The 24,803-nt window shown below is 66.6% G+C and carries 18 protein-coding genes; 9 read left to right on the top strand and 9 right to left on the bottom strand.

The window, feature by feature from the left end; translation table 11 throughout:
* Window positions 1-85: 85 nt before the first annotated feature.
* From AC07VH_RS01060 to AC07VH_RS01020, 9 genes are all read left to right on the top strand, one after another.
* A complete protein-coding gene (locus AC07VH_RS01060) occupies window positions 86-1,765 on the top strand; it encodes a methyl-accepting chemotaxis protein (protein WP_494786464.1) in 1,680 nt (559 codons plus the stop codon).
* A gap of 49 nt (window positions 1,766-1,814) precedes the next feature.
* Window positions 1,815-2,438 (top strand): hypothetical protein, encoded by a 624-nt coding sequence (locus tag AC07VH_RS01055; protein WP_475414867.1) that lies wholly within the window; start codon window positions 1,815-1,817, stop codon window positions 2,436-2,438.
* Window positions 2,435-3,316, top strand: coding sequence for an HDOD domain-containing protein (locus AC07VH_RS01050; protein ID WP_494786463.1), 882 nt, complete (start codon window positions 2,435-2,437; stop codon window positions 3,314-3,316). Before AC07VH_RS01055 ends, AC07VH_RS01050 begins: the two co-directional genes overlap by 4 nt.
* An 87-nt stretch (window positions 3,317-3,403) precedes the next feature.
* Window positions 3,404-4,030, top strand: coding sequence for a response regulator (locus tag AC07VH_RS01045; protein ID WP_494786462.1), 627 nt, complete (start codon window positions 3,404-3,406; stop codon window positions 4,028-4,030).
* A gap of 45 nt (window positions 4,031-4,075) precedes the next feature.
* Window positions 4,076-4,438 carry an Hpt domain-containing protein gene (locus tag AC07VH_RS01040; RefSeq protein ID WP_475414864.1) on the top strand — a complete coding sequence of 121 codons (363 nt, stop codon included), beginning with the start codon at window positions 4,076-4,078 and terminating at the stop codon, window positions 4,436-4,438.
* Complete coding sequence (locus AC07VH_RS01035; protein WP_494786461.1) at window positions 4,435-6,648, top strand: hybrid sensor histidine kinase/response regulator; 2,214 nt, start codon at window positions 4,435-4,437, stop codon at window positions 6,646-6,648. The genes AC07VH_RS01040 and AC07VH_RS01035 overlap by 4 nt, the downstream gene beginning before the upstream one ends.
* 165 nt (window positions 6,649-6,813) lie before the next feature.
* The gene (locus AC07VH_RS01030; protein ID WP_494786460.1) at window positions 6,814-8,511 is read left to right on the top strand and encodes a sensor histidine kinase; all 1,698 of its coding nucleotides are present in this window, start codon (window positions 6,814-6,816) and stop codon (window positions 8,509-8,511) included.
* Window positions 8,512-8,559: 48 nt separating this feature from the next.
* Complete coding sequence (locus tag AC07VH_RS01025) at window positions 8,560-11,994, top strand: response regulator (RefSeq protein ID WP_494786459.1); 3,435 nt, start codon at window positions 8,560-8,562, stop codon at window positions 11,992-11,994.
* A gap of 33 nt (window positions 11,995-12,027) precedes the next feature.
* Window positions 12,028-12,153, top strand: coding sequence for a hypothetical protein (locus AC07VH_RS01020; RefSeq protein WP_257218626.1), 126 nt, complete (start codon window positions 12,028-12,030; stop codon window positions 12,151-12,153).
* Window positions 12,154-12,160: 7 nt separating this feature from the next.
* On the opposite strand, the gene AC07VH_RS01015 is transcribed toward AC07VH_RS01020, so the two are convergent.
* The 9 genes from AC07VH_RS01015 to AC07VH_RS00975 all read right to left on the bottom strand — a co-directional run bounded on the left by AC07VH_RS01015 (window position 12,161) and on the right by AC07VH_RS00975 (window position 24,750).
* On the bottom strand, window positions 12,161-13,372 hold the full coding sequence (locus AC07VH_RS01015) for an NnrS family protein (protein ID WP_494786458.1): 1,212 nt from the start codon (window positions 13,370-13,372) through the stop codon (window positions 12,161-12,163).
* A gap of 124 nt (window positions 13,373-13,496) precedes the next feature.
* A complete protein-coding gene (locus AC07VH_RS01010; protein WP_086147379.1) occupies window positions 13,497-14,159 on the bottom strand; it encodes a response regulator in 663 nt (220 codons plus the stop codon).
* Window positions 14,160-14,183: 24 nt separating this feature from the next.
* A complete protein-coding gene (locus AC07VH_RS01005) occupies window positions 14,184-16,085 on the bottom strand; it encodes a type IV pili methyl-accepting chemotaxis transducer N-terminal domain-containing protein (RefSeq protein ID WP_494786457.1) in 1,902 nt (633 codons plus the stop codon).
* A gap of 160 nt (window positions 16,086-16,245) precedes the next feature.
* Window positions 16,246-17,232, bottom strand: coding sequence for a GTP 3',8-cyclase MoaA (gene moaA / locus AC07VH_RS01000; RefSeq protein WP_494786456.1), 987 nt, complete (start codon window positions 17,230-17,232; stop codon window positions 16,246-16,248).
* A 102-nt stretch (window positions 17,233-17,334) separates the two neighbouring features.
* Window positions 17,335-18,081, bottom strand: a complete 747-nt coding sequence (locus AC07VH_RS00995; RefSeq protein WP_494786455.1) for a peptidylprolyl isomerase — start codon at window positions 18,079-18,081, stop codon at window positions 17,335-17,337.
* 15 nt (window positions 18,082-18,096) lie between these two features.
* Window positions 18,097-18,783 carry a respiratory nitrate reductase subunit gamma gene (gene narI / locus AC07VH_RS00990; RefSeq protein WP_494786454.1) on the bottom strand — a complete coding sequence of 229 codons (687 nt, stop codon included), beginning with the start codon at window positions 18,781-18,783 and terminating at the stop codon, window positions 18,097-18,099.
* Window positions 18,784-18,817: 34 nt separating this feature from the next.
* A complete protein-coding gene (gene narJ / locus AC07VH_RS00985; RefSeq protein WP_494786453.1) occupies window positions 18,818-19,486 on the bottom strand; it encodes a nitrate reductase molybdenum cofactor assembly chaperone in 669 nt (222 codons plus the stop codon).
* A 9-nt stretch (window positions 19,487-19,495) separates the two neighbouring features.
* Window positions 19,496-21,046: a nitrate reductase subunit beta gene (gene narH, locus AC07VH_RS00980; protein ID WP_141169054.1), complete on the bottom strand. Its 1,551-nt coding sequence runs from the start codon at window positions 21,044-21,046 to the stop codon at window positions 19,496-19,498.
* Window positions 21,043-24,750: a nitrate reductase subunit alpha gene (locus AC07VH_RS00975; RefSeq protein WP_494786452.1), complete on the bottom strand. Its 3,708-nt coding sequence runs from the start codon at window positions 24,748-24,750 to the stop codon at window positions 21,043-21,045. Before AC07VH_RS00975 ends, narH begins: the two co-directional genes overlap by 4 nt.
* Window positions 24,751-24,803: the final 53 nt, after the last annotated feature.

Below are 24,803 nucleotides of genomic sequence, written 5' to 3'. Positions count from 1 at the left end.
AATAAAACAGATTTTTATCGTAGAATGAAAAAACACCGAAAATAATCATTTTCTTGAATTTCACTTCATTGGAGCGGCGCCCATCATGACCATCGCTAAACGGCTGTACGCCTTGATCCTTTCCGTCGTCGTGGGACTGGCCGCCCTGGCGGGCTTTGGCATCTACCAGATGGACCGCGTGTACGCGGCGGCCAGCTATGCCACCGTCAACACGGTGCCCAGCCTGCTGACCCTGAACCAGGCTTTCGTGCCGTTCGCGCAGATGCGCACGGCCGTCTGGCAGCACATGGCCAGCAAGGATGCGGCCGGGCGCGACAAGCTCGAAGCGGGCATCAGGGAAGCGCGCGCGGCGGTCGGCAAGGCGCTCGACCAGTATGAAAAAGACGATATCACCGATGAGCAGGACCGCGCGCTGCTGGCCGCGGAGCGTGCCGTGCTGGCGCGCTACGACACGGTGCGCGACAAGGTGCTGGCGCTGTCGAAGGCGGGCGAACTGGACGCGGCACGCGACTTGCTGATGGAAAACCAGCCCATCATCAAGGAACTGGTCGACGCCCTGGCCGCCCACCACCGCTACAACGAAAACCTGGCCGCCAGGGGTGCCGCCGACGGCGCCGCCGCCGCGGCCAGCGCGCGCTGGATTTCCATCGGCCTGGCCCTGGCCGTGACGGCGCTGGTGGCCGGCATGGGTCTGCTGCTGGCGCGGCGCATCGCCGCCTCGCTGGCCGGCGCCATCGGCGTGGCCCGCAGCATCGCGGGCGGTGACCTCAGCGTGCAAGTGAACGCCACGTCGAACGACGAGGTGGGCCAGCTGATGCTGGCCATGGCGGACATGAGCGCAAGCCTGGTGCGCATCGTGGCCGAAGTGCGTGCGGGCACGGACAGCATCGGCACGGCCTCGGCCGAAATCGCGGCCGGCAACCTGGACTTGTCGGCGCGCACGGAACAGCAGGCCGGCTCGCTGGAAGAAACCGCCTCGGCCATGGAAGAACTGACGGCCACCGTGCGGCAAAACTCGGACAATGCCCGCCAGGCCAAGCAAATGGCCGTCAGCGCCTCGGACAAGGCACAGCGTGGCGGCCAGGTGATGGACGACGTGATACGCACCATGGAAGCGATCGACGGCTCGTCCAACAAGATCGCCGACATCATCGGCGTCATCGACGGCATCGCCTTCCAGACGAATATCCTGGCCCTGAATGCGGCCGTGGAAGCGGCGCGCGCCGGGGAACAGGGGCGCGGCTTCGCCGTCGTGGCCACGGAAGTGCGCAACCTGGCCCACCGTTCGGCGGCCGCCGCCAGGGAAATCAAGGTACTCATCGGCGACTCCGTGGAACAGGTCGAACAAGGCGGCAAGCTGGTGCAGCAGGCCGGCGCCGCCATGACGGAAGTGGTCGACACCGTACGCGGCGTGACCGACATCGTCAGCGAAATCTCGGCCGCCAGCGCGGAGCAAAGCACGGGCATCGAGGAAATCAACCGCGCCGTCACGCAGATGGATGAAGTCACGCAGCAGAATGCGGCCCTGGTCGAAGAAGCGGCGGCGGCATCGCAGTCGCTGCAGGAGCAGGCGGCCAGGCTGGCTGGGGTGGTAGGCGCCTTCAGGCTGGCGCCAGGCCAGGCCGGCGCGGCACCGCAAGCGCCTGCCACCCGGCGGCCCGCACAGCACAAGGCGGCGCTCAAGCTGGTCGCCACGCGGCCCGCAGGCCAGGCCAGAGCCACGGCGCCGGCCGCCGCCGATGCGGGCGACTGGGACGTCTTTTAGGTCCGCCATTACGCAGGATCACTTGCCTAGATAGCATTGGAGCACTGTCATGAACACCTTCCTCGCCATCCACCCCTTCCTTCGCTGCGAAGACCTGTCGCTGATGCGCCCGGCGCTGGCCCTTGCCGGCCTGGCCTTGCTGCTGGCCGCCCTGCTCTGGCGCCGCACCCGCTGGCGCCGGGCCGGCCGCGCGGCGCCGGCCGATCTGCATGCGCTGCTGCAGATGCGCAAAACGGCACCGCCAGCCAAAGCGGCTGACAGCGCACCGCCGCCAGCCAAGGCGCAGGAAACGCCGCCGTTCGACGCGGCCCGCCTGGACGCCATGTTCGGCTGCGACCGGCGCCTGCAGGGCGAAATTCTGGCGCTGTTCGTGGCCGAGACGCGCGACCGCCTGGCAGGCATCGCCCATGCGTTGCGCTGCGAGCGGGCCGCCCCGGCGCGCGTGCTGGCGCAGGAAATCCTCGACGGCAGCCAGTCCATGGGCCTGCTCCCCTTGCAGGCGCTGGCGCGCCAGGCCGTGCATGCGGGCTTTTCCAACGATACGGGCGCGCTGCGCCGCCTGCATGCGGAACTGCTGATGGCGCTCGATGCGCTGTCGCAGGCGGTCACGGCCCTGCAAACGGCGGGCGCGGCGCAGGCAGATGCGCGCGGCAGCGTCGGGAGCCGGCCATGAGCGCGCACATCGACCTGGCGCGCCTGCTCGGCGGCACCATCCTGCCTTCGCCCGCCTGGCGCAGCCAGTGGCTGGCTACCTTGTGCCAGCGGCAGCTGCCGCTCGACGAGCTGGCGGAACAACTGGGCTGCGATCCCGCCCTGACGGGCAAGGTCATCGGCCTGGCGAATGCGGGCGTGCCGCCGGGCGAGCGCATGCATGCGGCCGTCAACGCCACGATGCTGGCGGCCATCGGCTTGCCCGCCCTGCGCCAGGCGTTCGCTGCCCCCGCCCTGCCCGCGGCCACGTGCGCGCACTTCGACGCGCAGCGCTTCTGGTCGCACTCATTGGCCATGGCGTGCGCGGCCCGCGTGGCCGGCGACGCGCTGCAGCTGGCGCCGGCCGATGAACTGTACAGCTGCGGCTTGCTGGCCAACTGCGGCCAGCTGGCCCTGGCCACCTTGCAGCCGCGGGAATATGAAGAATTGCTGGAGCAGCACGGCAATGGCGCCACGGCCCGGCTGCTGTGCACGGAGTCGCAGCGCTTCGGCCACCACCAGCTGGCGCTGTCGGCCATCCTCATGCGGGGCTGGGGCATGCCGGACATCCTGTGCGACGCCGTGCGCTGCCATGCCGCGCCGCCCGGCTTCGGGCGGGCCGGGCGCATGACGGACCTGGCCTGGCTGCTGAAGCTGGCCAGCGGCTTCGCCGACCTGATACTGCGCAACGGCGCGGGACCGCGCGGGCCGGCCCTGGCCGCCGCGCGGGTGCTGGGCCTGGACGGGGAGCGCATGGAAACCCTGCTGCGCCACAGCAACGCCGAGTGGAGCGAGTGGCGCGAGATCCTGGAACCGCAGGCCCATCTTGTCCCCTGCCGCGCGCGCACGCCAGGATTTTAGTGAATTCATCTAATTCGTTGAAATTGATTTTTTGAGCGCGATTGCGTATCATCCCCTTCAACTTCATATGCGACCATAAAGCCCATCATGCACACTGCAGACGTTTGCACTACCCAAAAGGCCGCCGAAATCCTCGGCATCTCGGTGACATCGGTGCAGCAACTGGTCGAGGCGGGCGTGATCGAAGCCTGGAAGACCAAGGGCGGCCACCGGCGCATTCCCCTCGCGGCCGTCGAGGCCTACAAGGGCAATCCCGGCCAGCCGGGCCAGGACCAGCGCGCGGCACGCGCCAGCCGCCCCGCCCCATCGGGGCGCCCGCCCTCCATCCTCGTGATCGAAGACAATCCGATCGAGCGCGCGCTGTATGAAAAGCAGATCGGCTCATGGGGCTTGCAGGCGGACTTGCGCTTTTGCGAGAACGGCTACCAGGCGCTGATGGAAATCGCCCGCGACCAGCCCGACATCCTGCTGGCCGACATCGTCATGGAAGGCCTCGACGGCTACGAAGTGATCCGCACCATCCTGGCCGACCCGCTGCTGGCGGACATGCACATCGCCATGCTGTCGAGCCTGACGCCGGAGGAACTGGAAGAACGGGGCGGCGTGCCGCCCGGCGTCGTATTCTTTGCCAAGCCCGTCAATTACGACGAGCTGCGCGGCTATCTGCGCGCCTGCTGCGCCGGCCATGCGCGGCGCAACAGCCTGGCCGCCTAGCGCGTCACCTTCGCGCCACCGCTTTCCCCTCGCCACGGAGCCGCCATGCCAGCCTATCGCCACATCGATCCCGCCGTGCTGTTCCAGGCCACCGGCCAGGACCTGGACATGTTCCGCGCCCTGTCCCAGACCTACCTCGACACGTCGCCGGCCATGTTTGCGCGCGTCGAGCAGGCCGTGCGCGGCGGTGCGGCGCAAGCCATCGTGCATAGCTGCCATACCTTGCGCGGCACCGTGGCCCTGCTGGGCGCCGGCGCCCTGGTGGCGCGCCTGGCGGAACTCGAGCGGCTGGTGCGCCACCAGGGCGTGGCGGCAGCGGACTGGCTCGATGAGACGGCGGCGCTGCTCGGCGCGGTGGAGCAGGAGGTTCGCCGCAGCATGCTTGAATACACGGGCGCGCAGGCATGAACGCGCGCCAGGCCGCCCTGCGCCTGGTGCACCGCTACCGGCCGCGCACGACGACGGCCGTCGTCGGCCTGGTGCTGGTGGGCCTGCTGGCGCTGCGCATCGCCGTCTCCGGCGTGCTGCTGTACCGCGAAGCCGTCGATGACTGGAAACAGGACCTGTCCAACCTGTCGCTGCTGCTGGCGGAAAACACGGCGCAGAGCATCACGGCCGCCCGTCTGGTGCTCGACGGCGTCAGCAACGAGATCGGTGCCCCCGCGGACGCGCCAGCGCTGGCCGCCGCCGTCGGCACCCCGGCCATGCACCAGACGCTGCGGCACAAGATCGGCGGCGTGCCGCAAGTGGACGTGGTGTCCATCGTCGGCAGCGACGCCAGCGTGCTGGCCTTCAGCCGCGCCTTTCCCGCGCCGTCCATCCGCCTCGGCGAGCGCGACTACTTCGAGTATCACCGGCGCCACCCGGACGGCGGCATGCATGTCAGCGCACCCGTGCAAAACAAGGGCAACGGCGCCTGGACCTTCTATATCAGCCGGCGCATCAGCGGGCCGGACGGCCGCTTCCTGGGCGTGGTGCTGGTCGGCCTGTCATGCGACTTCTTCAGCAAATTCTTCCAGAGCACCAGCATCGGCGAACACACGGCCTTTTCCCTGTACCGCAGCGACTACACGCTGCTGGCCCGCTGGCCGGCCGTGCCCGAGATGATGGGCAAGCGCAACCTGACGGGCAGCACCTACCGCCTGCTGGAACAGGGCAAGACCGATGGCGTGCTGCAGGTGGACACGCCGCGCGCGGCCGACCGGGGACGCACGGTCGACCGCCTGGCCGGCGTACGGCTGGTGCGCGACTATCCGCTGGCCATCAACGTGACCGTGACGGACGAAGTCTACCTGGCGGGCTGGCGGCGCATGCTGCGCACCATGGGCGGCGCGGCCGTGGTCAGCCTGCTCGTGCTGGCCGCGGCCATCGCGCTGATCATGGCCCTGCTGCGGCGCCAGGAGCGCGACGCGGCCATGGCGCTGGCGCTGCAAACGCGCGCGGAAGCGGCGAATGCCGCCAAGTCGCGCTTCCTGGCCGTCATGAGCCACGAAATCCGCACGCCGATGGCCGGCATCGCCGGCATGGCCGAACTGCTGCGGGACACCGCGCCCGATGCGCCGCAGCGGCAGCATGCGCAGCGCATCGGCGATGGCGTGCAGCACCTGATGCGCATCCTGAACGATATCCTCGACCTGTCCAAGGTCGAGGCGGGCCAGATGGGCATCGAGCTGCGCGACTTCGATCCGCGCCAGCTGCTCGATGACGTACTGGCGCTGCACCGCCCGCAGGCGGACGGGAAGCAGCTGTGCCTGGTCAGCGAAATCGGCAACAGCGTGCCGCCGCTGATTTGCTCGGACCGCACGCGCCTCGCGCAAATCCTCGGCAACCTGCTCAGCAATGCCATCAAGTTTACGCCCACCGGCACGGTGAGCGTGCGCCTGCACCTGGAACCGGCCACGCCGGACGGCGCCAGCGCCTGCCTCGTCGCCATGGTCAGCGACCAGGGCATCGGCATGACGGCGCAGCAGCTGGGCCGCATCTTCGAACCGTTTTGCCAGGCCGACGACAGCATCAGCGGCGCCTATGGCGGCACGGGGCTGGGCCTGACCATCTGCAAGCACCTGGTGGCGCTGCTGGGCGGCGAGATTTTCTGCAGCAGCACGTCCGGCGCCGGTTCCCGCTTCACCGTGCGCCTGCCCTGCCTGGCAGCCCAGGCGCCGGCACCGCAGCCGGAACCGGAACCGCCATCGGAACCGGCCGCCCCGCCCGCAACGGCCCCGGAAGGGGGCGCGCGCATCCTGCTGGTCGAGGACACGGCGCTGAACCGCCAGCTGGTGTGCCTGCAGCTGAGCGCGCGCGGCTACAGCATCGACACGGCGGAGAACGGCGCGCTGGGCCTGCAAGCGCTGGCCGCACAGCGCTACGACCTGGTCCTGATGGATTGCATGATGCCCGTCATGGACGGCTACCAGGCGTGCCAGGCCCTGCGCGCCCGCGAAGCGGCCAGCGGCGCGCCGCGCCTGCCCGTCATCGCCCTCACGGCCGGCGTCACCGAGGACGACCGGCAGCGCTGCATGGCGGCCGGCATGGACGATTATCTGCCCAAGCCCTTCACGGCCGCCCAGCTGCGCGCAATGGTCGACCGCTGGCTGACGCGCCAGGCGGCGATACGCTAGCGAGCCGCCCGGCCCGCGCACAATACAACACTTTTCCCGCAAAAATCATTTTATTTGATAAAATCAATTATATTCGATATAATTGATAAATCGACGCGCCAGTGACGCCGGGCATCCTCGCACAACGGCACAACTGGAAGAACCGACGGACCTTGCGGAGGCGGCATGCGGCAGCACAGACACTGGAAGGCCATGGCCTGGGAACGCTGGGAGCGTTGGGATACGCGCACCCTGCTGTCGCTCTTCATGGCCATCCTGCTGGCGGGGCTGTGGGGCATCACCGTGCTGCAATTGCGGCACGCCCGCGACGCCGCCATCGCCAGCGCCGGGCGCGATGCGCGCAGCATGGCGCGCGTCTTCGACGAGCATGCGATCCGCACGATCGAAGCGGCAGACCAGGCGGCCACGTACTTGCGCAGCCGCTACCAGGCGCTGGGCAGCCGCCTCGATATCGTGGCGGATCTGCAGCAAGGCCTCAATCCCGGCCCCCTGTACAACCTGTTTACCATCGTCGACGAACAGGGCGACACGGTCCTGTCGAGCCGGCCCTTCCAGCCGACCAACCTGGCCGACCGCGAGCACGTACGCGTGCACATGCGGCGCGACAGCGGCGAACTGTATATCAGCAAGCCGGTACTGGGCCGCGTATCGAAAAAATGGTCGATCCAGATGACGCGCCGCATCAACCATGCCGATGGCCGCTACAAGGGCGTGGTGGTGGTCTCGATGGACCCGTATTACTTTACCCGCCTGTACGACGAAGTCGACCTGGGCGACAACAGCTCCACCGAGCTCGTCGGCAGCGACGGCGTGGTGCGCGCGCGCCGGGTCGGCACCGTCAACACCATCGGCCAGGATATCGGCGGCAGCAAGGTATTTTCTTTAATGCAAGGTAAAACGCGGGGCAGCTTCATCGAACGCAGTCCCGTCGACGGCGCCCTGCGCTTTTATGCGTTCGAAAAACTGGCCGGCTACCCGCTCTACATGCTCGTCGGGCTGGACCGCGACACGGTATTGGCCGACTACGTCTCGCGCCGCGACCAGGCGCTGCTGATGGCGGCCATCACGAGCGCGCTGATCGTGCTGTCGTGGGCCGCGCTGGTGCTGCTGATCGGCCGCCTGGTCGACAGCCGCGCCAGGGCCATCGCCGCCAGCGAGGCCAAGTCGCGCTTCCTGTCGAACATGTCGCATGAATTGCGCACGCCCCTCAACGGCATCCTCGGTTTTTCCGAGCTGCTGCAGGAACAGCTGCGCGAGCCGGAACAGACCGCCTACGCGCAAACGATACACGACAGCGGCCGCCAGTTGCTGGCCATGGTTGAGGCGGCGATGGAATTGAGCGCGCTCGAGCATGACCAGGTACGGCTGGAGTCCAGCGCCGCGCCACTCGACCAGCTGCTGGAACTGGCGCTGGCGCCGCACCGGCCGCGCGCGGCGCACAAGGGCCTGCAGCTGGCCGCGCAAGTGGCGCCCGCCACGCCGCCCAGCATCGATTGCGACCGCGTCCGCCTGGTGCGCGTGCTCGATATCCTGCTCGACAATGCCATCCGCTACACGGCCGCGGGCCGGGTCGACGTACACGTCATGCACAGCGGCGCGGAGCTGCGGATCGAGGTGCGCGATACGGGCATCGGCATCGCGCCGGCGCAGCAGGGCCTCATCTTCGACAAATTCTCGCAGGCGGACGATTCGCCAAGCCGCGCCCATGACGGCGCCGGCATGGGCCTGGCCATCGCGCGCCAGCTCATCACCTTGATGGGCGGCAGCATCGGCGTGGCATCCGTGCCGGGCCAGGGCGCCGTCTTCCGCCTGCACCTTCCCCTGTCCCTTGGGGGCAAATTGACCACACTATCACATGCATAGTTGTGCACAAAAGTTGTTCTCCATCCATATCGGGTATAGCATCGCCACATGACCTATCACACAGATGCGGCGGCGGTGCGCAGACAATGGATCGAATGGCTGTTCTTGCTCCTCGGGCTGCTCATCGTGGCTGCCGCCCTCGCCTACGCGCATCTGGCCGAAGCCGCGCGGCATGACGCGGCCGAACGCGAGCGCCTGAGCGTGCTGACGGCGCTGCTGGCAAAAAACATCGAAGTCGACCTGGAAGCGACCAACCTGGTGCTCGGCGGCGTGATCCGCGACTATCTCGCCGCCGGCGCCGCACCCGACGCGGGCCAGGCGCTGCCGCGGCGCCTGGCCGCGCTGGTCGACGCCATGCCGGGCGTGCGCACCATGCTGGTCATCGACACAGACGGCAAGCCGGTCGCCACCAACATCCCGGAACTGGCGGACCAGGATTTTTCGCGCCGCGGCTACTTCCAGACGGCGCGCGACGCCCCCGATGCGCGCATGCTGTACGTCTCGGCGCCCTTCCATTCCTTCAAGGGCGACCTGGTCATCACGGCGTCGCGCATGGTGCAGGACAAACAAGGCCGCTTTGCCGGCGTGGTGGTGGCCACCTTCGCCCCCGAATACTTCACGGCCAAGTTCCGCACCGCCATGTACGCCCCCGACGTCTGGGCCGTGGTGCTGCATGGCGACGGCCGGCAATTCCTGAACTATCCCGCCAGGAATGCCAACGGCGCCGATATGGACGTCCCCGGCGGCTTCCTGCGGCGCTTTCGCGACAGCGGCTATCAGGCGGGTGTCCTGAGCGGCGTCGAAATTGCCGGCGGCGCCGCCCCCCGCATCATGGCCATGGCGACCATCGCCCCGCCGGCCCTGCACATGGACCGCGCCCTCTTCATCGGCCTGAGCCGCGAAGAGGCGGCCATCGCCGCCCCGCTGCGGCGCCAGGCGCTGGGCTACGTTCTCGCCTTTGCCATACTGGCGCTGGCCGCGGCCAGCCTGCTGTTCTGGAGCCAGCGGCGGCGCCGCCAGCAGGCTGCCTGGCATACGGAACAGGAAAGGGAGCGCCAGGCCATGCAAGCCGTGTCCGACAGCGAAACGCGCTTTCGCACCCTGATCGAAGACGCCCCCGTGGCCATCGCCATCCTGCGCCACGGCCGCTTCATCTACTCGAATCCCCGCTACCGCAGGCTGCACGGCTACACGGCGGATGACAATCTGAACGGCCTGCCCTGGTCGGCCATGATCTCCGCGCAATCGCAGGCGGCGCTGGCCGCCAATGAAGCACTGATCGAGGCGGACTCGCCCGCCGAACAGGTGTTCGAGGCCGTCGGCCTGGGCAAGCAGGGCCTGCCCGTGCCCATGTTCAAGACCACCACGCGCGTGGTGCTCAAGGATGGACCGGCGACCCTGATCTTTGCCCAGGATATTTCCGCGCAAAAGCAGGCCGAAGAAGCCATGCTGCTGGCGCGCGACGCATCCGAAGCGGCCAACCGCAGCAAGGCGGAATTCCTCGCCAACATGAGCCATGAAATCCGCTCGCCCCTCAACGCCATCCTCGGCATGGCCTGGCTGCTGGAACGGGACGGCCTCGATGGCGAAGCGCTGCTCATGGCGCGCAAGATCCGCGCCGCCGGCCAGTCCCTGCTGGGCATTATCAACGACGTGCTCGACGTGTCGAAAATCGAGGCGGGTCACATGACCATCGAACGGGCGCCGTTCCACCTGGCCGAGGTGATCGAAAAAATCGCCGCCAGCATGGGCGTGGCCGCGCATGACAAGCCGATCGAAGTGCGCATCGGGCCGCTGCCCGATGGCGTCGACCACGTGATGGGCGATGCGCTGCGGCTGGAACAGGTGCTGGTCAACCTGACCAGCAATGCCATCAAGTTCACCGCGCAGGGCACGGTCGAGCTGACGAGCGCGCTGGAAAGCCGCGACGGCGACGCCGCGGTGCTGTGCTTTTGCGTGCGCGACACGGGCATCGGCATCGCGCCCGAGGTGCAGGAAGCGATCTTTTCCGCCTTCGCCCAAGCCGACACCTCCACCACGCGCCGCTTCGGCGGCACGGGCCTGGGCCTGACCATCTGCCGCCAGCTGGTGCGCCTGATGGGCGGCGCGCTGCGCCTGACAAGCGGTCTGGGCCAGGGCAGCGCATTCAGCTTCACGGTGCCGCTGCAACTGCTGCCCGCCAGCGCCCCGTCCTCGCCCGACATGCAGGGCTTGCGCGTCCTGCTGGCCGATGGCAAGGCCGACACGCGCGCCGCCGTGGCCGCCGTGGCGCGGGGCCTGGGCTGGAGCGTGCATGCCGTGTCCGGCGGCCAGGCGGCACTCGAACATGCACTGGCCTGCGCCGGGGACGCGCGGCCCGGCGTCATCGTGCTGGCCGCGCGCATGCCGGACCTGGACGGGCAAGCCACGGCGCGCGCGCTGCGCGAACACCTGCCGCCGCAGGACTGCCCCATCGTCATCCTGGCGGCCAGCGGCGCGCCGGCGACGGCGCCAGCGCGCCGCCATACGGACCCGGCCAATCCGGCCGATGCCATCCTCAACGAACCGGTGACGGCCTCCAGCCTGTACAACGCGACGATGGAAGCGCGCCAGCGGCGCGCCGAAGCGGCCGGCCTGGACGCGGGCCACGCGGCGCTGGGCGAACGCGTGCTGGCCGGCGTGCGCGTGCTGGTGGTCGACGACAGCGAGATCAATCGCGACGTGGTCAAGCATATCCTGTGCGACCAGGGCGCCCTGCCCTCGTTCGCCTGCGATGGCCAGCAGGCGCTGGACTGGCTGCTGGCCCACCCGGCCGACGTCGACATCGTGCTGATGGATGTGCAGATGCCTGTGATGGATGGCTTGCAGGCCACGCGCGCGCTGCGCCAGCTGCCGCAGTTCCAGGACTTGCCCGTGGTGGCCCTGACGGCCGGTGCGTTCCAGACCCAGCGCGCGGCGGCACTGGAAGCGGGCGTGAACCATTTCATCAGCAAACCGTTCGACGTGCCGCAGACCATCGCCCTGATCGCGCGCGCGCACCGGCGCCATGCGCAAGGGCTGCCGGCCTTGCCGACGGTCATGGCCGCAGCCGCTCCGCCCCTGCGGGCGGGCGGAGCGGCCTCCGTTATCGACCTGAAGCAAGGGATGGCGCAGTGGCTCGGCGAGGCGCCCTACCGCCAGCACCTGTCGCACTTCGGCAACACCTACCGCAACACGGTGAGCGCCATGCGCGCGCTGCTGGCGGCCGATGCACGCGGCGACGCCGCCGCGCTGGCGCACAAGCTGGCCGGCGTGGCGGGCAGCCTGGCCCTGCCCGCCACGCTGCAAGCCGCACAGCAAGCCGAACAACTGCTGCACGGGGGCGACGATGCGTCAGCCGCGCTCGATGCACTGGAACAGGCGCTGGCGCACGCCATCGATGCCGCCGCCGCATACACGGCACAGGCGCCGGCGCCCGGCCAGGCAGCCGTGCCAGAAACGCAACATGGCAGCGCATGCGAATGATAGACTTGCCAGTATGAAAATTCAGGAGACGCCATGATCTGGTGCAGGGATTTGCTGCTGAGAGCCTTGATGCTGGGCCTGCTGCTATTCGTCGTGGGCGAATCGCTGTCCTACTGGACGCCGGAAATCAGAAAACTGCTGGCTTGGCGCCCGTTCTGATACCCGCCTAGCCTTCGCGGCCATCCACCCTGGCGCGCCACAGATACGGCGCATACACGCACGCATACAGGCCAAAGGCCAGCGACCAGCACGCGCCGGCGGCCAGCAGCAGCGGCATGGCCAGCGCGGCGGGACCGACGGCGGCCAGCAGGCGCGCCAGCGCGCCCAGCTGGATCAGCCAATACATCGCCGCTTCCGCCCTGCCGCCCTTGAGCGCACGGCCCGTGTGGCCCAGCGTGGTGCGCGTCATCATGCCGATGATCAGGCCCGCCATCGAGCCCACCGTCAGCGCGTGCAAGGCGGCGCTGGCCGGCAGCAGGCCCAGGCTGGCGGCCGCCAGCAGCGCGAAGCCGATGCCTATCCACGCATACGACAGGTGCAATATCCACAGCAGCGGCACGCGCACCGTGCGCTGCGGCTGCCACGCCAGCAGATTGGCCAGCGACACGCCGGCAGCACACAACGCCAGCGGCGCCGTCAGCCAGGCCGGCGCGCCGGCCAGCCACGCGATCGCGGCGGCCGCCATGCAGGCCACGGCGACCAGCGCGCGCTGCGGACTGGCCACCGGCGTGCTGCCCGGCGCGCCATTGCGGGTAAACATGGGAATGACGCGCGCGCCGATCACCGATTCGATCAGCACGATGATGAAGATGGCCGCCTGCACCGGCACAAACAGCGACAGCGGCAGAGCGCCCAGCACGGCCGCGTGAAACAGGCCGTTGGCCAGCGCCAGCAAGGCCAGCAGACCGACGAGGAACAGGTTGCGCGTATTGCCCGAGCGGCGCAGCACGCGGTACAGGGGCAAGGCGGCCAGCGGCAGGAACAGCCACTCGACCAGCGCCGCCAGCAGCCCGGGGCCGCACAGCATGGCCACGCGCCCCGCCAGCCACAACGCCACCAGCGCCATCAGCGGCGCGCCGTGCGGCGTCGGCAAGCCCGTCCAGTTGCGCCCCGCCGTGTACAGGAAACCCACGACGACGGCCACGGCGAAGCCGAACACCATCTCGTGCATGTGCCAGCCCAGTCCCACGTGCAGACCGCCCGTCAGCCAGCCCGCATAGCTGGCCAGCCACAGGGGTATGGTGACGGCCGCAAACACGGCCGCCAGCAGGTAGAACGGGCGGAAACCCAGTTGCCAGACGGCGTGGCCGGCTTGCCAGGGCGCCGCGCCGGAGGCGGCGGGAGAGGAAGAAGGTTCGCTGATCGGAGTGATGGCCATGATGGAGTCGCCTTTAAAGATATATTCAATATACTACTTTAAAAGCGCAGATGCCGCCATCGGCATAAAGGACTAGAGATAATAGCCATGGGGTCCGGCCCGGCGGGTCAGACCCCAACTCGGGCTACTTCCCCTGGCGGTGCTCGACCGCGTACACGGCCGCCTGCACGCGGCTCGTGAGGTTGAGTTTTTTCAGCACGTTCTGCACGTGGATCTTGACCGTGCTTTCGGCCAGGTCCAGGGTGCGCGCGATGCCCTTGTTGCTCTCGCCGCGCGACAGGCAGTCGATAATTTCCTTTTCACGCGGGGTGAGCTTGTCCAGCTCCGACACGGGCTCCTCGCGCCGCGTGCCCGCCTGCAGCTGCGCCACCAGCTTGCCCGTCATGGCTTCGGCGATGACGACTTCGCCGGCCGCCGCGCGGCGGATGGCGCGCACCAGGTAGTCGGCGTCGATATTCTTGATCAGATAGCCGCAGGCGCCCGCGCGCAGGGCCGTGGCCAGGTCTTCGGCGTCTTCCGACACTGTCAGCATGACGATGGCCGTGTCGGGGCAGTCGTGCTGCATCAGCTGCAGCGCTTCCACGCCGGACATGCCGGCCATGTTCAGGTCCAGCAGCACCACGTCGGGCTGCAGCTGGATGGCGCGCTTGATGCCTTCCACGCCGTCGGCGGCCTCGCCCACGACGGAAAATTCCGTGTGGCGCTGCAGCAGCGAGCGTATGCCGCTGCGGAACAGCGCGTGGTCGTCCACCAGCATGACGGTGATCGGTTTATCGGGAGTCTCCATTTTTTTGTACTTTCAGATAGTGGCTTAGGCGGCGCGGCGCTGCTCGCGCGACAAATGCAGTTCGACGGTCGTGCCGCCGCCGGGGCAGGCATGCACGTCGAACGTGGCCTCGATGCGCTGCGCGCGCTCGCGCATGATATGGATGCCGACATGGCTGTCGCCCTTTTCCAGCACGGCGGCAGCGTCGAAGCCGACGCCGTTGTCGCTGATCGTCAGCGTAAAATCCTGGTGATCGGCGAGGCGCACCTCGACGTGGCTGGCCTGCGCGTGCTTGCGGATGTTCGACAGCGCTTCCTGCACGATGAATAATAACTGCAATTGCTGCTCGCGGGGGAATGGCGCGCCGTCGACGTCGGCCAGCAGCTCGGCGTCGATGCCCGTCTGGCGGCGAAATTTGTCGAGCGCCGCGCGCAGGGAGCCGATCAGGTCATCTTCCATCAGGCGGCTGCGGAAATTGGCCAGCAGTTCGCGCACGTCCTCGTAACTTTCCTTCACGCCCGCGTGCAGGGCCGGCACGATGCCCGCCACCTCGTCGAAGCGCGCGTTGCGCACGGAGTCGTCGAGCATCTGCACCTGCAGGTTGAGGAAGTTGAGGCTTTGCGCGATGCTGTCGTGCAGGCCCTGCGCCACCAGGTTGCGCTCTTCGGAAATAGCCATTTCGCGCTCGCGCGCGGCCAGGCGCAGGTTTTCCAGCGCGATGCCCAGCAGCTGGCCCAGGGTTTCCAGCAAGGCCAGCTCGCGCGCGGAAAACACGCGCGCATGGCGGAAATGCAGGTTGAAAAAGCCCAGGTGCTGTTCGTGCGCATGGATGTGGAAGACGGAAACGGTGGCAAAACCCTCGCGGTGGCAGCGCAGCTCGTGCGCCTTGTCGATGCGGCGCATGTCGTGCACCTTCGCCACCTTCATCTCGACGGCCGTGCCGCACAGGCAGTCGCCCACCTTCAGGCAATGCTCGGACGCCACCAGTTCTTCGGACAGGCCCGTATGCACCACCATGTGCAGGTTGCCCCGCTCGGCGTCGAGCACGCGCACGGTGGAGCCGTCGGCCTCGAAATAATCGACGATGCGCTGCATGAAGCCGCCGCAGATGTCTTCCAGCGGTTGCGGGCGCTGCAAAAAGGCCGCGCTTTCGTACAGCAGCGCCAGCTCGCGGTTGCGGTATTCGAGCGTGGCCGTCTTGCTGCGCACGCCCTCTTCCAGGTTGCCGTACAGCGCCTGCAGACGGTCGGCCATCTGGTTGAAGCCGCTGGCCAGCTGGCCGAATTCGTCATTGCTTTCGACGGCCAGGCGCACGCTGAAATCGCGCTCCTTCATGCGCTGCATGCCCAGGCGCAGCCGCGTCACCGGCTCGATGATCAGCATGAACATCAGGTAAATCATGCTGACCGTACCGATGACGGCCATGCCGACGAGGATCAGCTGCGAGGCGCGCAGCCAGAAGGTGCGCTGCTCGCTATCGTGCTCGATCAGGCGCACCAATTGATCGACCTGGCCGACGAAGGTATCGGCGTCATGCTCGAACTGGCGCGCGCGCGCGGCGGAATCGGCGGCCAGCGCGGCCGGGCGCAAGGCGCCGCGCCAGGCGGTGCCGATGCGCTCGAATTCGGATTTGATGGCCGTGCTGGGGGGCAGGAACAAGGGGCGCTGCGGGTCGCCGTGGCCGATCTTGGCCAGGGTCTCGTCGATCAGCAGCACCTGCTGGCGCGCCTGTTCGCGGGCGTCGCTGGCAAGCAGCAGGGTCAGGCGGTAAGTCTGCATGCGCAGCCGGCCCGTCTCGTTGATGGCGGCCGAACTGCCTTCGAGCTGCCACGACAGGAACAGGGTGCAGCCGATGGCGCTCAGGGCCAGCACCAGCATGAGCAGCAGCGCGCCGACGATCTTGGTCGACAGCTTCTGCCAGGAGGAAAACATCGCCTTGAATTTCATACTACCCCTAATAAATACCTGTTTGTGGCCCCTATGCAGTCAAGTCAGCGACATCACTCCACCCACAGGCAAAGATCCGGGGTCAGTCCCTGCGGATCGAAATACGGCCCACTGGGACGTATTTCCCCGGCGGGTCTGACCCCAGCAGTGACACATCCACTCAGCCGCCCGTCTGCGCCATGAACCGGATAATCTTGTCCGGCTGCGTATTGAAATCATGCTGCTGCGGCTTGAGTTCGATGGCGGCGCGGATCGCCGCTTCGATCTGCGCATCCGTGGCCCCGCCGCGCAGCATGGGGCCAAACGCGAATTTCTCTTCCTGTCCCAGGCACAGGTACAGGGTACCATCGACGGACAGGCGCACGCGGTTGCAGGTGGCGCAAAAATGCTGCGACATGGGCGTGATGAAGCCGATGCTCGAGCGTCCGTCGGGGGTCGCCATGTAGCGCGCCGGCCCGCCACCCAGTTCCATCGCCTGCGGCACCAGGCCGAAGCGGGCCGCCAGGCGTTCGCGCACGGGGCCCAGCGGCATGTAGCTGGCATCGCGGCCCGTGCTGCCCATCGGCATGGCTTCGATCAGGCGCAGGATGAACTGCTGCTCAATGCAAAACGCCGCCATGGCCTCGATCTGGCCGTCATTGACGCCACGCATGGCTACCATATTGATCTTGATCGGATCGAAACCGGCCGCCTTGCCCGCCATCAGGCCATCGAGAATCGGCTGCAGGCTGTCGCGCCCCGTGATCTGCTGCATGCAGGCGCGGTCGAGCGAATCGAGGCTGACGTTGATGCGGTCCACGCCCGCCGCGCGCAAGGCCGCGGCATGCTTGCCCAGCTGGGTGGCGTTGGTCGACAGCGACAGATCGTCCAGACCGGGCAGCGCGGACAGCCTTTGCGCCAGCTGCGGCAGATTGCGCCGCAACAGGGGCTCGCCGCCCGTCAGGCGCACGCGGCGCGTGCCGAGACGCACAAAAATTCCCAGCAGGCGCTCGATCTCGTCGAACGTCAGCCAGTCCTTCGGCTCCTCGAAGCCGCGAAATCCCTTGGGCATGCAATAACCGCAGCGCAAATCGCAGCGGTCGGTGACGGACAGCCGCACATAATCGATCGAACGGCCAAAACGGTCCTGCAACTTGACGCTACCCATGACGCTACTCCTGATTCTTCCGTGATTGTAAAGGCTGGGGCACGATCTGGCAGTGCCCCAGAAGGCCTAGCGGCCTACGCCTTTTTAGCTACGCATTTCTACTTACTGAACCAGCGGGCTGGCTGTGCCTTCGAGCTCGATACCGGCGATGTCCGCGCGCCCCACGAGCAAGTGCAGGTACTGGTGCACGGCGCGCTGCCACGCCGCCCGCGCCAGCCGGTCGGCGATCTGCGCCTGCACGGCTTCGTAGGCGATGGCCTGGCCTTCGACCCGGCGCTGCACCTGCACGATGTGGTAGCCGAAGCGCGTTTCCAGCAAGTGGCCGGCCAGCGCGCCCTCTTCCAGGCGGAACACGAGGGCGTCGAATTCCGGCACGCTCTGGCCCGGCGACAGCTGGCCCAGGCTCCCGCCCAGGGCGCCGGACGGGCAGTTCGAGTACTGCGCCGCCAGTTCGGCGAAGCGCTCGGGCGCCAGTTTCAGGGCGTCGAGCACGGCTTGCGCCGTCGTGCGCAGCAGCTCCAGGGGCGCTTCCGGCGTCACCTGAAACAGGATGTGGCGCGCCTCGACCAGCGCGCCGCTGCGAAACAACTGCGGGCGCTGTGCATAAAAGGTGCGGCAAGCCGCATCGTCGGCGGGCGGCACGCGCACTTCCTGCGCGAACAGCGCCTCGATGCGGTCGTCATCGCTGCCGCCCTGCACGCCGAGGCGTCCGGCCTCGTCCAGCAGCAGCCGGCGCAGCACCAGTTCATGCACGGCCTGTTTCAGCGGATTGCCGGCACCGTCGTGATGCGGCAATTCCTGCGCGATGTCGGCATCGTCGATGTCGATGCCATTGACGGAGATTCCCATGATGTGACTCCTTTCTTAACGGCGGCGCACCAGTTGATAGGCGCGGCCAAGGTAAGCAACAGCGCCAAAGCCGCTCCACACATGCACCAGGCGGGTGAACGGGAAGATGACGAACAGCGACATGCCCATGAACAGGTGCAGCTTGAACACCAGCGGCGCATCAACGATGAAGCTGGCCGCGTCGCCGCGGAAAGTCACGATGTGCTGCGCCCAGTTCATCAGCAAGACCATCATGTGGCCATCCATGTGCGAAGCCGACACAAAAATCGACGACAGGCCCAGCAGCAAGGTCAGCAAGATCCACAGCATCACCAGCTTGTCGCCGGCCGTGGTGACGGCGCGCAGCCGTGCATTGCCGAAGCGGCGCGCCAGCAGGATCAGGATGCCGGCCAGGCACAGGCCGCCCATCACGCCGCCGGCCGCCATGGCCACGCCCTGCTTCAGGCTATGCGACACGCCCAGCGTATCCCACACCCAGACCGGGGTGAGCAAGCCGGCCGCATGGCCGAACAGCAGGCCGATGATGCCGATGTGGAACAGGATATTGCCCAGGCGCAGGCTGCCGCGGTGCAGCAGCTGGCTGGAATCGGACTTCCACGTGTATTGCTCGCGGTCGAAACGGATCAGGCTACCGAGAAAAAAGATGGCCAGCGCGATGTATGGATAGATGCCATACACAAATTGATGCAAGTAATTACTCATGATGTACTCTCCTCATGCGGGCGCAGTGGGCCAGTTAGGCGGCGCGCCGCGGCTGCGGGTGAAAATGCACGGGATGGACGCCGCCCGCGACCTGGCCAGGACCTTGGCGCAGCAGCGGCTCGACGCCGTCCGCACCGGGACCGAAGGTTTCCAGCGCTTCATCCATGTCGCGCACCGGCGGTTCGGCCAGCATTTCGGCCGCCACGGGGCTCAGGCGTTCGAGCAAGGTGAAGACGGGCGCATACGGGCTGCCGTTGGCCGTCAGCTTGCGGCCGATGTGCGCCAGCACGTGGACGGCGTCGCCCAGCAGCGGCGCCGAGACTTCCTCGTCGAGCTGCGCCAAGAACTCCAGGAACAGGGGCACGAAGTCGGGCAAGTCGTCGCCCACCATCTGCAGGCCGTGGCGCTTGTATTCCTCCATCAGGTCGACCATGGCCTGACCCCGGTCGCGCGATTCGCCGTGGATATGCTCGAACAGGTGCAGCGAGTGCGACGGATTGCGGTCGAAGGTGGCCACGTACTGCTGCTGCAGGTCGATCAGGCTGCTGCTTTCCAGGTGCGCCAGCAAAGGCCGCAACAGCGCGTGCTGCTCCGGCACGGCCGCCAGCGCGGCCTCCAGTTGCGGCAGGTGCGCGATCAGCTCGGGCTCCGGGTACAGCAGCAGGCGCGACAGGACTTGATAGTGATGCATAGCGTGTGTCATATCGTCTCCTTAGGCGCCAGGCGCCGTTTTGCGCGACTTCGGCATCTGCATGAAGATGGCCGAACCGTGTTTTTTCTTGCCGAACAAGGTCGGCTCACTGCTGCCGTCCGAGCAGCCGTTGCCGAAGCTGAAGCCGCACGAACCCTTCTCGTTGAAGCTGTCCTCGGCCATTTCCTTGTGGCTGCTGGGGATGACGAAGCGGTCTTCGTAATTGGCGATGGCCATGATGTGGTACATGTCCTCCACCTGCGCCTGGGTCAATCCCACCTGTTTCAGCACCGTGAGGTTCTCCACCTTCTCGACCGTCTTGCTGCGCATGTAGGCACGCATGGCCAGCATGCGGTCCAGCGCCGTGACGATGGGCGGCTGGTCGCCGGCCGTCAGCAAATTGGCCAGGTACTGCACGGGAATGCGCAGGCTTTGGGTGTCCGGCAGCATGCCGTTCACGCCCAGCTTGCCCGATTCGGCGGCCGCCTGGATCGGCGACAGGGGCGGCACGTACCACACCATCGGCAAGGTGCGGTATTCGGGATGCAGCGGGAACGCCACCTTCCACTCGACGGCCATCTTGTAGACGGGCGACTTGACGGCCGCATCGAGCCAAAGGTCCGGGATGCCCTGGCGGCGCGCCTCGGCGATGATGGCCGGGTCGTGCGGATCGAGGAACAGGTCCAATTGCGCCTGGTACAGGTCCTGCTCCTGCGGCACGGAGGCGGCAGCCTCGATCTTGTCGGCGTCGTACAGCAGCACGCCCAGGTAGCGGATGCGGCCCACGCACGTTTCCGAGCACACGGTAGGCTGGCCCGCCTCGATGCGGGGGAAGCAGAACGTGCACTTCTCCGCCTTGCCGGACGACCAATTGTAGTAAATCTTCTTGTACGGGCAACCGGAGATGCACATGCGCCAGCCGCGGCACTTGTCCTGGTCGATCAGCACGATGCCGTCGTCTTCGCGCTTGTACACGGAGCCGGACGGGCAAGACGCCACGCACGTCGGGTTGAGGCAATGCTCGCACAGACGCGGCAGATACATCATGAAGGTGTTTTCGAAGGTGCCGTACATCTCCTTCTGCATGTTGTCGAACAGTTTATCTTTGCTGCGCTGGGCAAACTCGCCGCCCAGGTCATCTTCCCAGTTCGGACCCCACTCGATTTTTTCCATCTTTTTCCCCGTCAGCACGGAGATCGGACGGGCAGTCGGCGGCGTCTGCGACAGCGGCGCGCTTTGCAGGTGCTCGTAGTCGTAGGTGAACGGCTCGTAGTACTCGTCGATGGCGGGCAGGTTCGGGTTGGCGAAGATATTGGCCAGGATCTTCAAGCGGCTGCCCTGGCGCGGCTCGATCTTGCCAGCGTCCGTGCGGCGCCAGCCGCCATTCCACTTGTCCTGGTTTTCCCACTGCTTCGGATAGCCGATGCCGGGCTTGGTTTCCACGTTGTTGAACCATGCGTACTCGACGCCGTCGCGGCTGGTCCACACGTTTTTGCAGGTGACGGAACAGGTGTGGCAGCCGATGCACTTGTCCAGGTTCAGCACCATGCCGATTTGCGCTCTGATTTTCATACCATGCTCCCGTCTTCTGTTTCCAATGGCCCTTCGAGCCAGTCAACCTTGTTCATCTTGCGCACCAATACGAATTCATCGCGGTTGGAGCCCACCGTGCCGTAGTAATTGAAGCCGTAGGCCAGCTGGGCGTAGCCGCCGATCATGTGCGTCGGCTTGGGCACGGCGCGCGTCACCGAGTTATGGATGCCGCCCCGCTTGCCCGTCATCTCCGCGCCGGGCACGTTGATGATCTTTTCCTGGGCGTGGTACATCATCGTCATGCCGGCCGGGATGCGCTGGCTGACGATGGCGCGCGCCGTCAGGGTGCCGTTCACGTTGAAGACCTCGATCCAGTCGTTGTCGACGATGCCGGCAGCTTGCGCGTCGGCCTCCGACAGCCACACGTGCGGTCCGCCGCGCGACAGGGTCAGCATACGCAGGTTGTCCGAATACGTGGAGTGGATGCCCCATTTCTGGTGCGGCGTCAAAAAGTTCAGCGCCAGTTCCTTGTTGCCGTTCGGCTTGGTGCCCAGCAGCGCTTCCGTCGTCTTCGTGTTGATGGCCGGCTTGTACACGCACAGTCCCTCGCCGAAGTCGCGCATCCACAGGTGATCCTGGTAGAACTGCTGGCGGCCCGTCAGGGTGCGCCATGGAATCAGTTCATGCACGTTGGTATAGCCGGCCGTGTAGCTGACTTCCTCGCTTTCCAGGCCCGACCAGGTGGGCGAGGAAATGATCTTGCGCGGCTGCGCCTGCACGTCGCGGAAGCGGATGCTGTCATGCTCGCGCGGCAGCGCCAGATGCGTGTGCTCGCGTCCCGTGATGGCGGACAGCGCGGCCCAGGCTTTCACGGCCACGTGGCCATTCGTTTCCGGCGCCAGCGACAGGATCATCTCGGCCGCATCGATGGCCGTATCGAGGCGCGGCTGGCCCTTCGACACGCCTTCATCGAGCACCGTGCGGTTGATGCCGCGCAGGACCTCGACTTCATGGCCCGTCTTCCAGGAAATGCCCTTGCCGCCGTTGCCGATGGTTTCCAGCAGCGGTCCGACCGAGGTGAACTTCTTGTAGACGTCGCGGTAATTGCGCTCGACCACCGTCATGTTCGGCATGGTCTTGCCGGGAATCGCATCGCATTCGCCGGCGCGCCAGTCCTTGGGATCGAAGGGCTGGCCCAGTTCGCCCGGCGTGTCGTGCATCAGCGGCGTGAGGATGATGTCTTGCTGGGTGCCCAGCAGTTCGCCGCCGATTTCCGAGAATTTCTCGGCCAGCCCCTTGTAGATTTCCCAGTCCGACTTCGATTGCCACAGGGGCTGCACGGCTTCGGACAGCGGATGGATGAACGGATGCATGTCCGACGTATTCAGATCGTCCTTTTCGTACCAGGTGGCCGTCGGCAGCACCACGTCGCCGTACAGGCAGGTGGTCGACATGCGGAAGTCCAGCACCACCAGCAGATCGAGCTTGCCTTCGGCGGCCGGGCGCACTTTCACCTGCTTCGGCGTGATGCAGTCGTCTTCATCGCTGAGCAAGCCGTTCTGCGTGCCCAGCAGGTATTTCAGGAAGTATTCGTGGCCCTTGCCCGAGCTGCCCAGGATGTTCGAGCGCCAGACAAACATATTGCGCGGGAAGTTGGCTGGGTTGTCCGGATCGTCGCACGAAAACTGCAGCTGGCCCGCCTTGATCTGGTCGAGCGCATACGCGGCCGGCGCCTGCCCTGCCGCCTTGGCGGCCTTGGCCACTTCCAGCGGATTGGTCTGCAGCTGCGGCGCCGATGGCAGCCAGCCCATGCGCTCGGCCTTGGCGTTGTAGTCGAGCAGGGTCAGGTCGCCCGTGCCGCCTGCCGCCGATGGCGAGGCGATGTCGCCCGTCTCCAGCTTCTCGTGGCGCCACTGGCTCGTGTGGGCATAGAAGAACGAGGTGCCGTTCATCTGGCGCATCGGGCGCACCCAGTCCTGGGCGAAGGCCAAAGGCGTCCAGCCCGTTTGCGGACGCAGCTTTTCCTGGCCCACGTAATGGGCCCAGCCGCCGCCGGACTGGCCGATACAGCCGCACATCATCAGCATGTTGATGATGCCCCGATACGTCATGTCCATGTGGTACCAGTGATTCAGGCCGGCGCCCACGATGACCATGCTCTTGCCGCGCGTCTGGTCCGCGTTTTCCGCGAACTGGCGCGCCACGGTGATGACGTCGGCGCGTTTCACGCCCGTGTGCTTTTCCTGCCACGCGGGGGTGTACGGCACGTCGTCGTCATAGCTTTCCGCCACGTTTTCGCCGCCCAGGCCACGGTCGATGCCGTAGTTGGCCAGGGTCAGGTCGAACACCGTGGTGACGAGGCCCGTCGTGCCGTCGGCCAGGCGGATGGTTTTCACCGGCACCTTGCGCAGCAGCATGTCGGACGCGTCCTTGCCGCCGAAGTAGGCAAAACCCACTTCCGTGACGGCGTCGCTGTCGTTGATCATGGAGAGCATCGGCACGATGGGCGCGCCGCTGCCGCCCGCCTTCTGTTCCAGGTTCCACTTGCCCGACTCGCCCCAGCGGAAGCCGATGGAGCCGGCCGGCGCCGTGATCGCACCCGTGGTTTCGTCGATGACGAGGGTTTTCCATTCCGGATTGTTGGTTTCGTCGAGGTTGTTGTCCAGGTGCGAAGCGCGCAGGAAGTAATCGGGCACCAGGGTGCCGTTATGCTCCTTGAGCAGTACCAGCATGGGGAAGTCCGTGTACTGGCGCGCATAGTCGCGGAAGTAGGCGCTCTGCCCTTCCGAGTGGAATTCCTTGAGGATGACGTGGCCCATGGCCAGCGCCAGCGCGGCGTCCGTGCCCTGTTTCGGCGCCAGCCAGATGTCGCCGAACTTCACCATTTCGCCGTAATCGGGCGAGATGGCCACGGTTTTCGTGCCCTTGTAGCGCACTTCCGTGTAGAAGTGGGCGTCCGGCGTGCGCGTCATCGGCACGTTCGAGCCCCACACCATCAGATAGGTCGAGTTGTACCAGTCGGCCGATTCCGGCACGTCCGTCTGCTCGCCCCACACTTGCGGGCTGGCCGGCGGCAAGTCGCAGTACCAGTCGTAGAAGCTCAGGGCCACGCCGCCGATCAGCGACAGGTAGCGCGTGCCGGAGGCGTAGCTGACCATGGACATGGCGGGAATCGGCGAGAAGCCGACGATGCGGTCCGGGCCGTATTTCTTGATCGTCAGCGCGTTCGCGGCGGCGATGATTTCATTCGATTCTTCCCACGTGGCGCGCACGAAGCCGCCCAGGCCGCGGATGGATTTGTATTGCTGCGAGCGCACGGGGTCCTGGCTGATCCAGTCCCAGGCCGTGACGGGGTCCATGGTCTTGCGCGCTTCGCGCCACATTTCCATCAGCCGGCCCCGCACCATCGGGTATTTCACGCGCTGGGCCGAATACACGTACCAGGAATAGCTGGCGCCGCGCGGGCAGCCGCGCGGTTCGTGGTTGGGCAGGTCGGGGCGCGTGCGCGGATAATCGGTTTGCTGGGTTTCCCAGGTGATCAGGCCATTCTTGACGTACACCTTCCAGCTGCACGAGCCGGTACAGTTCACGCCATGCGTGGAACGCACGATCTTGTCGTGCTGCCAGCGCTGGCGGTAGGCGTTTTCCCAGGTGCGGTCTTCATCGACCACGGTGCCATGGCCGTTCGAGAACGGCTCGGCGGGCTTGCTAAAAAATTTAAGACGGTCCAGAAAGTGACTCATGCTACCTCCACATTGCGCCGCAGGAGCGGCGCCAGGTCATAAAAACGCTGCAA

This window comes from Janthinobacterium sp. GW821-FHT03C10, assembly GCF_059420865.1.
The sequence above is the reverse complement of the archived record's forward strand: the minus strand, read 5'-3'. Positions and strand labels throughout refer to the sequence as shown.